Source organism: Metallococcus carri (genome assembly GCF_011440275.1).
In the GTDB taxonomy this organism is placed as follows: Bacteria; Actinomycetota; Actinomycetes; order Actinomycetales; family Dermatophilaceae; genus Metallococcus; species Metallococcus carri.
This window is the reverse complement of record NZ_JAAOIV010000015.1, coordinates 427-13,373: the sequence shown is the minus strand read 5'-3', so window position 1 is coordinate 13,373 and position 12,947 is coordinate 427. Positions and strand designations below refer to the sequence as shown.

Annotated in this window: 11 protein-coding genes and 1 other RNA gene; 7 read left to right on the top strand and 5 right to left on the bottom strand. The window is 70.0% G+C overall.

Going from position 1 to position 12,947, the window contains the following annotated elements; all coding sequences use genetic code 11:
• Positions 1-26: 26 nt before the first annotated feature.
• Complete coding sequence (locus G9U51_RS16400; RefSeq protein WP_166198575.1) at positions 27-1,463, top strand: RNB domain-containing ribonuclease; 1,437 nt, start codon at positions 27-29, stop codon at positions 1,461-1,463.
• Positions 1,464-1,669: 206 nt separating this feature from the next.
• Here G9U51_RS16400 and rnpB read toward each other — a convergent pair.
• Together rnpB and G9U51_RS16390 are read right to left on the bottom strand one after the other, a co-directional pair.
• An RNA gene (gene rnpB, locus G9U51_RS16395) (RNase P RNA component class A) lies at positions 1,670-2,026 on the bottom strand.
• A 266-nt stretch (positions 2,027-2,292) separates the two neighbouring features.
• Positions 2,293-3,750, bottom strand: a complete 1,458-nt coding sequence (locus G9U51_RS16390; protein ID WP_166198573.1) for a GuaB1 family IMP dehydrogenase-related protein — start codon at positions 3,748-3,750, stop codon at positions 2,293-2,295.
• Between the two features lie 42 nt (positions 3,751-3,792).
• Between G9U51_RS16390 and G9U51_RS16385 the strand changes: the two genes are divergently transcribed.
• Positions 3,793-4,446 carry an MBL fold metallo-hydrolase gene (locus G9U51_RS16385; protein ID WP_166198571.1) on the top strand — a complete coding sequence of 218 codons (654 nt, stop codon included), beginning with the start codon at positions 3,793-3,795 and terminating at the stop codon, positions 4,444-4,446.
• Positions 4,447-4,478: 32 nt separating this feature from the next.
• Complete coding sequence (locus G9U51_RS16380) at positions 4,479-5,654, top strand: lipid II:glycine glycyltransferase FemX (protein WP_166198569.1); 1,176 nt, start codon at positions 4,479-4,481, stop codon at positions 5,652-5,654.
• Between the two features lie 3 nt (positions 5,655-5,657).
• Here G9U51_RS16380 and ppgK read toward each other — a convergent pair whose 3' ends face one another.
• Both ppgK and map read right to left on the bottom strand, forming a co-directional pair.
• On the bottom strand, positions 5,658-6,425 hold the full coding sequence (ppgK, locus tag G9U51_RS16375; RefSeq protein ID WP_166198567.1) for a polyphosphate--glucose phosphotransferase: 768 nt from the start codon (positions 6,423-6,425) through the stop codon (positions 5,658-5,660).
• Positions 6,426-6,449: 24 nt separating this feature from the next.
• Entirely contained in the window at positions 6,450-7,313 is an 864-nt protein-coding gene (gene map / locus G9U51_RS16370) for a type I methionyl aminopeptidase (RefSeq protein WP_166198565.1), read from the bottom strand.
• A 47-nt stretch (positions 7,314-7,360) separates the two neighbouring features.
• On the opposite strand from map, the gene G9U51_RS16365 reads away from it, so the two are divergent.
• On the top strand, positions 7,361-7,546 hold the full coding sequence (locus G9U51_RS16365; RefSeq protein WP_166198563.1) for a methionine aminopeptidase: 186 nt from the start codon (positions 7,361-7,363) through the stop codon (positions 7,544-7,546).
• Here G9U51_RS16365 and G9U51_RS16360 read toward each other — a convergent pair.
• Entirely contained in the window at positions 7,543-8,826 is a 1,284-nt protein-coding gene (locus G9U51_RS16360) for an MFS transporter (RefSeq protein WP_166198561.1), read from the bottom strand. The two genes, G9U51_RS16365 and G9U51_RS16360, sit on opposite strands and share 4 nt — an antisense overlap.
• A 79-nt stretch (positions 8,827-8,905) precedes the next feature.
• Between G9U51_RS16360 and G9U51_RS16355 the strand changes: the two genes are divergently transcribed.
• The 3 genes from G9U51_RS16355 (at position 8,906) to G9U51_RS16345 (ending at position 12,307) form a co-directional block, all read left to right on the top strand.
• Complete coding sequence (locus tag G9U51_RS16355; protein WP_166198559.1) at positions 8,906-10,093, top strand: MFS transporter; 1,188 nt, start codon at positions 8,906-8,908, stop codon at positions 10,091-10,093.
• Positions 10,090-11,265: an MFS transporter gene (locus G9U51_RS16350; RefSeq protein ID WP_166198557.1), complete on the top strand. Its 1,176-nt coding sequence runs from the start codon at positions 10,090-10,092 to the stop codon at positions 11,263-11,265. Before G9U51_RS16355 ends, G9U51_RS16350 begins: the two co-directional genes overlap by 4 nt.
• A 406-nt stretch (positions 11,266-11,671) precedes the next feature.
• Complete coding sequence (locus tag G9U51_RS16345) at positions 11,672-12,307, top strand: TenA family protein (protein ID WP_166198555.1); 636 nt, start codon at positions 11,672-11,674, stop codon at positions 12,305-12,307.
• The last annotated feature ends 640 nt before the right edge of the window (positions 12,308-12,947 follow it).

The window sequence follows — 12,947 nt, the reverse complement described above, 5'->3', positions numbered from 1 at the left end:
ATGGGGCGGTTCCCTATGGTGGCGACATGCGCAATCGAGCCATTCGAGCCCCGCAAGCCGACCCCAACTCCGCCGACCCCGGCCCGCTCGAGGCAGCGCTGCGGGCGTTGCGAGCCAAGCAGGGCCTGCCGACCGAATACCCCGCGGCGGCGGTCGCCGAGGCACAGCAGGCGGCGGCGTCGGTGCAGTTGCCCGAGCGGGACGAGACCGCGGTGCCCTTCTTCACCATCGACCCGGAGGGATCCAAGGACCTCGACCAGGCGATGTGGCTCGAGCGCGACGGTGACGGTTACCGGGTGAGGTATGCGATCGCGGACGTCCCGGCATATGTCACTCCGGGTGGCGCACTCGACGCCGAGACGCGCAAGCGCGGCGAGACGATCTACCTGCCGGACGAACGCATCCCGTTGCATCCTGAGGTGCTCAGCGAAGGCGCGGCGAGCCTGTTGCCGGATCAGGTGCGGCCGGCCTTCGTGTGGGACCTGCGGCTCGCTGCCGACGGCACGACCACTGCGGCCGAGGTCTATCTGGCGAAGGTGTCGAGCAAACAGCGGCTGGACTACCTCGGCGTGCAGCGTGACATCGACAGCGGCTCCGCGGCCGAGGCGTTGATGTTGCTCAAGGAGATCGGCGAGAAGCGCATCGCGTTGGAGCGGGCTCGCGGCGGCGCCTCTTTGCCGATGCCGGAGCAGGAGGTGCGCCGTGGTGATGACGGCCGCTACGAGTTGTCCTTCCGGCCGCCGGTGCCGGCCGAGGACTGGAACGCGCAGATCTCGCTGATGACCGGCATGGCGGCCGCGGACCTGATGCTGCGCGCCAAGATCGGGATCCTGCGCACCATGCCCGCGCCCGACCAGAACTCGATCGCGCGCTTCCGGCGGCAGGCCGCCGCGCTCGGTGTGCCGTGGCAGGAGGGTTTGCCGTATGGCGAGTTCATCCGCTCGCTCGACCGCACCAACCCCAAGCACCTGGCGCTGATCCACGAGGCGACCGGGTTGTTCCGCGGAGCGGGGTACACCGCCTTCGACGGGCAGGTCCCGGCGGACCCGCAGCAGGCGGCGGTGGCGGCGCCATACGCGCATGTGACCGCGCCCTTGCGACGGCTGGTGGACCGGTTCGGGCTGGTGGTGTGCGAGGCGGTGTCCCGCGGCGCCGAGGTGCCGGCGTGGGTGCGTGAGGCGCTGCCGACCCTGCCCGAGGTGATGAAGGAGGCCGACCAGCGCGCCCGGCAGGCCGAACGCGCGTCGACCGACATCGTCGAGGCCGCGGTGCTGCAGGCGCGGGTGGGCGAGACCTTCGCGGCGAGCGTGGTGGACCAGAGCAAGGACGCGGTCGACGTGCAGCTCACCGACCTCGCGGTGGTGGCGCGGTGCACCGGTCAGGCGGCGCTCGGTGCATCGGTGACGGTGCGGCTGGTCAAGGCCGACCTCGCCAGCGGTCAGGTGGAATTCGCCCTCGCCTAATCCCGCGAAACGTCACCAAATCCCCGCGAAACGTCACCAGTTACTCGCGAAACGTCACTAGATCCCCGCGAAACGTCACTAGATCCCCGCGAAACGTCACTAGGTCCTCGCGAAACGTCACGAGATCCCCGCCAGCGGGCACTTATCGCCGCGCGAGCGGGCACAGGTCACCGCGCGAGCGGGTGCTTTCTCCGCGTTCAACGGGGCGGATGAGTCGGCCTGTAAGCCGGGTTCTGTGATCGGCGACCATCCATCTCCGGGCTGCCGTTGCCGACAGCCTCCAGCGACCTACCCGCACGCATCGGGCGAGCAGCCCTCGGGCGCGTGCTGTGCGGTCTTGCTCCAGGTGGGGTTTACCGAGCCGCCCCAGTCACCTGGGGCGCTGGTGGTCTCTTACACCACCGTTTCACCCTTACCCGTCCTCGCGAACGGGCGGTCTATTTTCTGTGGCACTGTCCCGCGGGTCACCCCGGGTGGCCGTTAGCCACCACCTTGCTCTGCGGAGCCCGGACTTTCCTCGGCGCGCTCCTCGCGAAGCGCGACGCGGCCGCCCGGCCGACTCATCCGCCGACCAATGTATGCCGTCCGCTCCACCCCGCGCGAGTCGAGGCAACCGCGCGCTGACGGTGGGCGGGGGCCAGGCGAGCGACCGCCACCTTGGCGGCAACTACCCGCTCGCGCGGCGACAGGTGCCCGCTCAGGCGGCGAAATGTGCCCGCTCGCGGGGAGCGCATGACGTTTCGCGAAGCATTGGTGACGTTTCGCGAAGCAGTGGTGACGTTTCGCGAGGAACTGGTGACGTTTCGCGAAGCATTGGTGACGTTTCGGGTTACCAGGAGGTCTCGCGGGGGCGCCCCTCGTCATACCCGCTGGCGGACTGGACGCCCACGGTCGCCCGCTGCCGGAACTCCTCGATCGAGCGCGCACCGGCATACGTGAACGACGAGCGCACGCCCGCGATGATCGAGTCGATCAGGTCCTCCACGCCGGGGCGGTCGGGGTCGAGGAACATCCGCGAGGAGCTGATGCCTTCCTCGAAGAGCGCCGAGCGAGCCCGGTCGTAGGCGCTCTGCGCCGAGGTGCGGTTGCGCACCGCGCGCTTGGACGCCATGCCGAAGGACTCCTTGTAGGGCCGCCCGGACGGGTCGCGCTGCAGGTCGCCGGGGCTCTCCCAGGTGCCCGCGAACCACGAGCCGATCATCACCGAGCCCGCGCCGGCGGCCAACGCCAGCGCGACATCGCGCGGGTACTTGACGCCACCGTCGGCCCACACGTGAGCGCCGAGATCCGTTGCGGCAGAGGCGCATTCGAGCACCGCCGAGAACTGCGGCCGACCCACGCCGGTCATCATCCGCGTCGTGCACATCGCACCCGGGCCCACGCCGACCTTGACGATATCGGCCCCCGCCTCGACCAGGTCGCAGGCACCCGACGCGGTCACGACATTGCCCGCGGCGATCGGCACTCGCACCCCGCCGTCGGCCTGGTGGGCGTCGCGCTCGGCCCGCACCAACGCCAGCGCGTCGATCATCTTCTCCTGGTGCCCGTGCGCGGTGTCGACCACGAGCACGTCGGCTCCGGCGGCGAGCATCGTGCGCGCCTTGGCCGCAACGTCGCCATTGATGCCGATCGCGACGCCGATGCGCAGCCGGCCACGGTCATCGACCGCCGGCCGGTAGATCGCCGACCGCAGGATGCCCTTGCGGGTCAGCACCCCGCGCAGCTCGTCGTCGCGCACTACCGGCGCGATCCCGAGGTGGTGGCGGGTCATGTCGTCGAAGACCTCGCCGAGGTCGGTGCCGTCGGTCACGGTGAACAGGTCGGTCGACATCACCTCGGCCACGGTCGTGAACCGGTCCACCTCGCGGCAGTCGCCGTCGGTGATGATGCCGACCGGCCGCCGCGCGTCGTCGACCACGACCGCTGCCTGGTGGGCGCGTTTGCCCAGCAGCGCCAGCACCTGCGACACCGGGGCGTCCGGGTGCACCGTCACCGGCGTCTCATAGACCGTGTCGGCCGCCTTGACGTAGTCGATCGTCTCGGTGACCGCGTGCACCGGAATGTCCTGCGGGAGTATGGCGAGTGCGCCCCTTCGCGCGACCGTCTCGGCCATCCGTCGGCCGCTGACCGCGGTCATGTTGGCGACCACGAGCGGGATCGTCGCGCCGGTGCCGTCGGGGGTGGCCAGGTCGACGTCCAGGCGGCTGGTCACATTGGAGCGTGCCGGCACCATGAAGACGTCGTTGTAGGTCAGGTCGTAAGGAGGCAGATCGCCGAGGAACTTCACGGACCGCAATGGTATCCGAGGGAGCGGCATAGGCTGATCTCCATGCGGATCACTCACCTGGGCCACGCGTGCCTGCTGCTCGAATATCCCGACGCCACGATCCTCATCGACCCGGGCAATCTGTCCTCCTTCGACGACGTCGACGGCCTGGACGGGATCCTGGTCACCCACCAACATTCGGACCATCTGGACGAGGACAAGATCCTGGACCTGCTGCACCGCAACCCCAAGGCGTGGTTCGCGACCGACCCTGGCACCGCGGACCTGCTCTCCGAGAAGGGGATCGACGCACATCGGCACGCGGCGGGATCGGCATACGAGATCGGCTCGGTCACGATCACGCCGGTCGGCAAGCAGCACGCGGTGATCCATCCCTACCTCGACCGCATCGACAACCTCGGCCTGGTGCTGACCGCCGAGGGTCACCCCACGCTCTTCCACCCGGGCGACGCCCTGGACGCCGACCCGGGCACGCACGTCGACCTGCTCGGCGTGCCGGTCAACGCGCCGTGGTGCGCGGTCAAGGAGACGATCGAGTTCGTCCGGCGGATCGAGCCGGGGAAGGTCATCCCGATCCACGACGGTCTGCTGAAGCCGATCGGTCGCCAGGTCTATCTGACGCACATCGGCAACTTCGGCCGCGACGGTGGCGTCGAGGTCGTCGATCTGTCCGACGGCGCGCCGCGCGACCTCTGACGGCCGCCCGGCCGGTCGTTAGGGTTGGCTGCATGAGCCTGCGCGTGACGCCGTGTGCGGACCAGGAGACCTGGGACGCGACCATCGACGAGACCGGAGGTCACCCACTCCAGCTCTGGGGCTGGGGCGAGCTCAAGTCGCGCTACGACTGGACCGCTCAGCGGCTGCTGGTGCACGAGGGCGACACCCTCGTCGGGTCGGCGCAGGTGCTCTACCGCAAGCTGCCGCCGCCGCTGCGCTCGCTCGCGTATGTGCCGCGCGGCCCGCAGGCCGCCGAGGCGGACCGGGCGCGGGTGCTGGACGCGCTGTCGGCATACATCAAGGCGCACGCCAAGCCGGTCGGCATCACGATCGAGCCCGATTGGGAGCAGCCGGGCGCCCCGCTGCCCAAGGGCGCGACCGAGCAGGACCGCACCGATCTCGTCTCGGCGGAGCAGCCCGAGTGGCTGAAAGCCGTTGCGCGCGTTGGGTTTTCGCCGAGTGCCAACACTGGCCTGATCCCCTACACCCTGATCGTCGACCTCACCCAGGACGAGGACGCGATCATGAAGGACTTCAAGTCCTCGACCCGCCAGAACGTCCGCAAGTCGTTCAAGGCCGAGGGGGTGCGCTTCGGGCTGGTGGAGTCCGACGCGGACCTCGAGCAGGTCCTCGCCATCAACCGGGAGACCGCCAAGCGCGCCGGCTTCGCGGTGCACAGCGACGACTACCACCGCGCGATCCGCGATCTGCTCGGTGACCGTTCGCAGCTCATCGCCGCGTGGGAGGGCGACGAGGTCGTCGCCTTTGTCTGGTTGGTCGTGTCGCGGCGCACGGCCTTCGAGCTGTATGGCGGCGTGTCGCCCCGCGGGATGAAGTTGCGCCTCAACTATGGGTTGAAGTTCTGGGCGATGCAGCACTGCAAGGCCCAGGGGGTCGAGCGCTACGACTTCAACGGCCTGCTCAACGACGGCATCTCCGACTTCAAGCGACAGTTCGCCTCACACGAGGACCTGCTGATCGGCACCTGGGACCGGCCGCTGTCGCCGCTCTTCCCGCTGTTCAGCTCGGCCCTGCCGAAGGTGCGCACCGCGCTGAAGAAGGGCGTGCCGGCAGCCAAGGCCAAGCTGGACGAACTCCGTGGTGGCGCCGGGCCGGCGAGCGATGCCCCGGCCGGCGATCGCCCCGCGGGCGACCAGCCGACCGGCGATCGGCCGACCGGGGGCTGACGCCTACTTCGTGGTGGCCGCGCGGTCGGCGGCCGACCAGGCCGCACCGACGATGCCAGCGGCGTTCTGCAGTTGGGCCGCCACGATCGGTGCGCGCAGGTGCAGCTGCGGCAGGAACTTGTCCGCCTTCTTCGACACGCCACCGCCGACGACGATGAGGTCGGGCCACAGCAGGTTCTCCAGCGCCGAGTAGTAGCGCTGCAGCCGCTCGCCCCACTTCTCCCAGGACAGTTCATCGCGGTCGCGGGCGCTGTCGGAGGCCTTGGTCTCGGCGTCATGGCCGTCGAGTTCGATGTGGCCGAGCTCGGAGTTGGGCACGAGCACGCCCTGGTTGAGCAGGGCGGTCCCGATGCCGGTGCCGAGGGTCGTCATCAGCACCAGCCCGCGGGTGTCGCGGGCCGCGCCATACTGCAGCTCGCCCACGCCGGCCGCGTCGGCGTCGTTGAGCACGACGACCTCGCGGCCGAGCTCGTCCTTGAGCAGTGCCTCGACGTCGGTGCCGATCCAGGTCTTGTCGATATTCGCCGCGGTGCGCACGACGCCGTGGGTGACGACGGCCGGCACGGTCACGCCGATCGGTGCGTTCCCGATCTGGTCGCCGAAGTGGTCGACGATCTGCTGGATCACCTTCGCGACGGCCTTGGGCGTGGACTTCTCCGGGGTCGGGATGCGCAGCCGGTCGGCCGCGAACTCGCCGGTCTTCAGGTTGACGGGCGCGCCCTTGATGCCGGTGCCGCCGACGTCGATGCCGAGCGGGTGGGAAGCTGCCATCTGCGATCTCCTCGTTGAGTTCGTTCAGGGAAGGGTCAGGATCTCGGGCCCCGAGTCGGTCACCAGGATCGTGTGCTCGAACTGCGCGGACCGCTTGCGGTCCGCGGTGACGACGGTCCAACCGTCGTCCCACATCTCCCAGTCCGGTGTGCCGAGGTCGATCATCGGCTCGACCGTGAACGTCATACCGGACTCGATCACCGTGTCGTATGCCGGCGCCGCATCGTAGTGCGGGATCACCAGCCCGGTGTGGAATCCCGTGCCGATGCCGTGCCCGGTGTAGTCGCGCACGACGCCATACCCGAACCGGGAGGCGTACTTCTCGATGACCCGGCCGATGACGTTGATCTGACGGCCGGGCAGGGCCGCGCGGATGCCGCGCATCATCGCCTCGTGAGTGCGTTCGACGAGCAGGTTGGTCTCTTGGTCGCCTTGTCCCACAACGAAACTCGCGCAGTTGTCGCCATGAACCCCGTCGATGTATGCCGTGATGTCGATCTTCACGACATCACCGTCTTCCAACGGCCGATCGTCGGGGATGCCGTGGCAGATGACCTCGTTCACGCTGGTGCACAACGACTTCGGGAAGCCGCGGTAGCCGAGCGTGGAGGGGTAGGCGCCATGGTCCAGCAGGAACTCATGGCCGATGCGGTCCAGCTCGTCGGTCGTCACGCCGGGTGCGACGGCCGCGCCTGCCTCCCGAAGTGCTTGTGCCGCAAGGCGACCCGCGACCCGCATCCGCTCGATGGTCGCGGCGTCCTTGACCTCGGGACCGGTGTAGGGAGCGGGAGCAGGGCGGTCGACATACTCCGGTCGCCGGATCGACGCGGGGACGGGACGGCGCGGGGAGACGGTCCCAGGGCGCACCGGCGCGGTCGTGGTCGGCATAGGGTGCAGTCTAGGGACGACACCCCGTACACGAGGAGGAGCACGCGATGGCGTACTGGTACAACGTGGACACCCAGCAGGTCGAGCAGGACGGCGAGACCGATCCCAAGGGCAACCTGATGGGCCCCTACAACTCCGAGGCCGAGGCCCGCGCCGCGCTCGAGACCTCGAAGCAGAAGAACGACGCCTGGGACGACGAGGATCGCGAGTGGAACGAGGGGGGCCGGGCCTAACCCGCCGCCGCGCGCGCCGCACGTTCACGCGTCGCGTGCTCGTCGGTGCGCGCGTCATAGGACCAGAAGCCGCGTAGTGCCGCCGCCGTCGCCGCGACGCCGACCACGCACAGCAGCCCGCCTGACCAGATCGCGCGCCGCACCCCGAACCGGTCCGCGACCAGTCCCGCGCGCGTCTGCCCGCCGAGCGGGCCGAGCGAATAGCTGAGCATCTCGATGCCGGCGAGGCGGCCGCGCATCGAGTCCGGGATGGTCTGGTGCCAGATCGTGCCGCGGAAGATCGCGCTGATCTGGTCGCACGCTCCGGCGCACATCAGGCACACCAGCAGCAGCCAGACCTGCGAGGTGAGTCCGGCCAGCCCGATGAACCCGCCCCACGCAACCGCCGCGACGATCACCATCGCGCCATGCCGGTGCACGTGCGACGCCCAGCCCGAGGTCAGGCCGGCGATCATGCTGCCGATCGTCTCGGCGATATAGAGCAGCCCGAGCAACTCGGGTCGATGCAGGATCGTGATGGCGAGCGCGGGATAGAGGACGACCGGCATCGCCGTCAGCATCGCGACCAGGTCGACGACATAGGTGCCGAGCAGGTCGCGCCGGCGGATCGCGTAGCGCATCCCCTCGACGATCCCGCGCAGACTGGGCGCCTGCGCGTCCTCGCCGTGCGGGTATGACGCGAGCCGCACCGCCAGCGCGCTCGCCAGCAGCAGCCCGACGGCGTCGATGGCGTAGCACCACGCGGGGCCGGCGCGACTCACCAGCACACCACCCAGGGCCGGTCCGGCGAGCATGCCGATCTGCATGCCGAGTGACGACAGCGCGACGGCGGCCAGCATCTCGTTGTGTCGAACCGTCCTGGGAATCAACGCTTCTCGCGAGGGCCGCTGCAGCGACTGGGTGATCACCAGCAGCGCACCGACCAGGTAGATCGCCCACACCCGCGGCTGCGGCAGCACGGCGTTCAGCACCAGCAGGGCGGTGAGCCCCGCCTGCGCGAGACCCGTGCCGACAAGCACCCACCGCCGGTCGGCATGGTCGGCGAGGGCGCCGCCATACAGCCCGAAGACCACGAGCGGCACCAACTCGACCAGACCCAGGGCACCCACCGCGAAGTTGGAGCCGGTGAGCGACCACAGCTGGTAGGGGACCGCGACGTAGGTGACCATGCCGCCGAGGTAGAAGACCGTGCCGGACCAGAAGAGCAGCCGGAAATCGCGCGAGGTGCGCAGCGGAGTGGTGTCGACCCGCACCCTGCGCAGGGCCGAGGCGATGGTCACGGGCGATGATGTTCCCAGCAGGTGAGCGCGCGAGCAATTCGATTTCGTATCTTTCGCCCGGGGTTGCTTGAATGACTCGGTGCTCTCGTCTTACCTGCCCCTGATCCGCAGGCCGGGCGCACGCACCTTCCTGCTCGGCTCGGCGATCGGCCGCCTCGGCGGCGCGATGTTCGGCATCTCGGTCGTCGCGATGATCTCCACCCGCACCGGCTCCTACGCGCTCGCCGGCGCGGTATCGGCGTGCGGTCTGGTGGTCCTCGCCCTGTCCGCGGTCGTGCTGGGCCGGCTGATCGATCGCTTCGGCCAGCGCCGGATCACCGCGCCGCTGATCGTCTGGTCGACGGTCTGGGGCATCGCGACCGTGCTGTGCTCGATGCTGGGCGCGCCGCGCTGGACGCTGTTCGTGACGTATGCCGTGTCCGCTGTGGTCGCCAATGTGGGCACGATGAGCCGCGCTCGGTGGAGCCACCTGCTGGCCGACGAACCGGGCCTGCTGCACACCGCGATGTCGGCCGAGCAGGTCATCGACGAGTTGTCCTTCGTGCTCGGCCCGGCGATCGCGATCGGGCTGTCGACCTTGCTCTTCCCGGAGGCCGGATTCATCGCTGCCACAGCGTGTTACGCGATCGGCACGGCGATCTTCCTCACCGCGCGCTCGACCGAACCGCCCCTGCACGAGGGGGCCCACGAACCGACCGCACTGGCGGTGCGCAACCCGGCGATCCTGGTGCTGACCGCGGCGTTGTTCATGACCGGTTGCATCTTCGGCGGCAACGAGGTGACCGCGATCGCGGTGTCCAAGGAGCAGGGGCAGCCGTCCGCGGCCGGGCTGATCGTGGCGATCTTCGCGGTCGGTTCCACCATCGCCGGGTTGTGGTTCGGGCACCGCGGCCTGCGTGGGTCGCTTGCCACAGCGCTGGTCGTCGGCACGGCCGGGATGTTCTTGCTCGAAGCGCCGGTGCTGGCAGTGCACAGCCTGATCGCGATCGGCGCGGTGCTCTTCGTCGCCGGCGCTGCCACCGCGCCGACGCTGATCATCTCGATGCAGCTCGCACAAAAGCTCGTGCCCGCCCGGCAGGTCAACGAGGCGATGAGCGTCGTGCTCACCGGCCTGATCATCGGCATCGCCGCCGGGTCGGCCGTGAGCGGGCGGGTGATCGAGGACCACGGCGGCAACAGCGGGTTCGCCGTGCCGGTCGTCGCCGGTGGGATCGCCTGCCTGCTGGCCATCCTGGGCCGTCCGCTGCTGACCAAGCGCACCGCATGACGCAGCCGGAGGGCTTCTCGATGCGCGGGCTGGCGGTCTCGGCATACGGCCCGTCGCTGCTCTTCGGGCTGGGGGAGGGCGCGATCCTGCCCGTCATACCGCTCACCGCGCATGACCTCGGCGGCAGCGTCGCGCTGGCGGCCTTCGTCGTCGTGCTGATCAACATCGGCTCGCTGGTGTTCAACGTGCCCGCGTCGGTGATCACTCACCGCTACGGCGAGCGGCACGCGATCGTCGGCGCCGCGGTGATGGGCGTGCTCGCCAGCGTCTTGTGGTGGATGGCAAATGGCTTGTGGCTGTTGATGATTGGCGCGGTGCTCTTCGGCATGAGCGCATCGATCTTCATGCTCGCGCGGCAGAGTTATCTGACCGAAGCGGTGCCCCCGCGCTATCGCGCGCGAGCCCTGTCGACCCTCGGCGGAGTCATGCGGGTTGGGGTCTTCCTCGGGCCGTTCGTGGGTGCGGCCGTCATCGGCGTCTGGGGCGAACGCGGGGCGTATGCCGTGTGTGCCGTCGCCCTCGTCGTCGCCGGCCTGCTCGCCGCGACCCTGGAGGATCTGCCGACGCGGGTGGCGGTTTCCGATGGGCCGCAACCGACCGTGCGGTCGGTCCTGCGCGACCACCGGCGCACCTTCGCCGTCGTCGGCACCGGGATCCTGCTGGTGGCGGCGGTGCGCGCGAGCCGACAGGCCGTCATACCACTGTGGGCTCAGCACATCGGCCTGTCCGCGCAGGCGGCGTCGATCGTCTACGGCATCTCCGGCGGCATCGACATGCTGGTCTTCTATCCCGCGGGCAGGGTGATGGACCTGCGAGGACGTCGCTGGGTGACCGTGCCGTCGATGCTCGTGATGGGTGCTGCGCTGCTGGCAATGCCGTTGACACACAACGTGATTGCCTTCTCCCTGGTGTCCTGCGTCTTGGGCTTCGGCAATGGCATCGGGTCGGGGATGGTGATGACGCTCGGCGCGGACTTCTCGCCGGACGTGGGGCGCGCGCAGTTCCTCGGCATCTGGCGCGAGATGTCCGACCTCGGCGCGACCGGTGGGCCGGCGCTGCTGTCGGCAGTGACCGCTGCCTTCGCCCTCGGGCCGGCGATCGCGGTGTCCGGCGTGGTCGGGTTGGTCGCGGCCGCGGTGCTGTGGCGGGCCGTGCCGCCCAAGACTCGGTAGCTCCGGCCCGGCGCGTCGGGGTCGCTGGTTGACGGGGACGCGCCGGGGTGCGGCGGTTGTTCGGCGCGTCGGGGTCGCTGGTTGACGGGGACGCGCCGGGGTGGGGCGGTTGTTCGGCGCGTCGGGGTCGCTGGTTGACGGGGACGCGCCGGGGTGGGTCGGTTGTTCGGCGCGTCGGGGTCGCTGGTTGACGGGGACGCGCCGGGGTGGGGCGGTTGTTCGGCGCGTCGGGGTCGCTGGTTGACGGGGACGCGCCGGGGTGGGGCGGTTGTTCGGCGCGTCGGGGTCGCTGGTTGACGGGGACGCGCCGGGGTGGGGCGGTTGCTCGGCGCGTCGGGGTCGCTGGTTGACGGGGACGCGCCGGCGTGGGGTGACTGGTCGGCGCGCCGCGGCATACGTTGAGCGCATGACCCGGAGCGCGAACCTCAAGGCGGCGAACGACGAGAACTGGCGGGCCGCCATACGGCACCGGTTCGTGAACGAACTGCTCGACGGCACCCTCGACGACAAGGTGCTGGCCGCATATCTGGTGCAGGACTATCAGTTCTTCGACGCCTTCGTCGCGCTGCTCGGCCAGGCCTGCGCGTCGGCGCCGACGCTCGCGGCCCGGATGCGGTATGCCGCCCAGCTCGGCATGCTCGCGTCCGACGAAGACACCTATTTCACCGACACCTTCGACGCACTCGGCGTGCCCGACCAGGATCGCACGCACCCCGAACTGCGCACTCCCACAAGGGAATTCGAGGCAATCATGCGCGAAGCGACCGCGTCTCGGTCCTATACCCAAGTGCTCGCCGTGCTGGTCGTGGCCGAATGGCTCTACCTCGACTGGGGCTCGCGCGCCGACGACGGTATGACGGCGACCCGGCCCGAACATGTGCGGTGGATCGACCTGCACCGCGGTCCGGAGTTCGCGGCCTGGGTGGAGTTCTTGCGCGCTGAGTTTGATGCGGCCCGGGGCACCGACGACGCCGCCGCGGAGGCGCTCTTCGCGCGCGCCGTGGCCGCCGAGGTCGCCTTCTTCGACGCCGCCTACACCTGAGGTTCTCGTCATAACCGCCCGGTGGGTCGGTTCGGGTCGGGGTGGGCACGGTGAGGTCTCGCCGACGTGGTTTCGACGCGGGCCTCCCTTCGACACGCGCTCCTTCGTCGCGCTGCTCAGGACACCGCGCAAGCTCAGCCCTTGCTCAACCAGCGGAAGGACGGCCTTCCTCAACCATGAAGCGGGCGGGAGGTAGGCGGCGCCCGGAGGGATGCTCCGGCGGGCGCTGGGCGGCGGCGCCGCACGCGCCGAAGGCGCCGCTCCCGTTGGGGCGCATCCCGAAGCGGTGCCGCCGCCTCCCGCCACCCAGCGCCGCGGTGAAGTCTCGCCGGCGTGATGCGCGGGGTGCCGACGCGGTGCTCGCGGGTTTCGAGGCGTGCTCGCGGTTTCGACGCGGGCTCGCGGTTTCGACGCGGGCCTCCCTTCGACACGCGCTCCTTCGTCGCGCTGCTCAGGACACCGCGCAAGCTCAGCCCTTGCTCAACCAGCGGAAGGACGCCTTCCTCAACCATCAAGCGGGCGGGAGGTAGGCGGCGCCCGGAGGGATGCTCCGGCGGGCGCTGGGCGGCGGCGCCGCACGCGCCGAAGGCGCCGCTCCCGTTGGGGCGCATCCCGAAGCGGTGCCGCCGCCTCCCGCCAC

What these genes read in the sequence shown, in the direction of transcription:
- G9U51_RS16400 (WP_166198575.1), top strand. Translation starts at nt 27, where the DNA reads ATGCGCAATCGAGCCATTCGAGCCCCGCAAGCCGACCCCAACTCCGCC.
- G9U51_RS16385 (WP_166198571.1), top strand. Translation starts at nt 3,793, where the DNA reads ATGCGGATCACTCACCTGGGCCACGCGTGCCTGCTGCTCGAATATCCC.
- G9U51_RS16380 (WP_166198569.1), top strand. Translation starts at nt 4,479, where the DNA reads ATGAGCCTGCGCGTGACGCCGTGTGCGGACCAGGAGACCTGGGACGCG.
- ppgK (WP_166198567.1), bottom strand. Translation starts at nt 6,425, where the DNA reads ATGGCAGCTTCCCACCCGCTCGGCATCGACGTCGGCGGCACCGGCATC.
- map (WP_166198565.1), bottom strand. Translation starts at nt 7,313, where the DNA reads ATGCCGACCACGACCGCGCCGGTGCGCCCTGGGACCGTCTCCCCGCGC.
- G9U51_RS16365 (WP_166198563.1), top strand. Translation starts at nt 7,361, where the DNA reads ATGGCGTACTGGTACAACGTGGACACCCAGCAGGTCGAGCAGGACGGC.
- G9U51_RS16350 (WP_166198557.1), top strand. Translation starts at nt 10,090, where the DNA reads ATGACGCAGCCGGAGGGCTTCTCGATGCGCGGGCTGGCGGTCTCGGCA.
- G9U51_RS16345 (WP_166198555.1), top strand. Translation starts at nt 11,672, where the DNA reads ATGACCCGGAGCGCGAACCTCAAGGCGGCGAACGACGAGAACTGGCGG.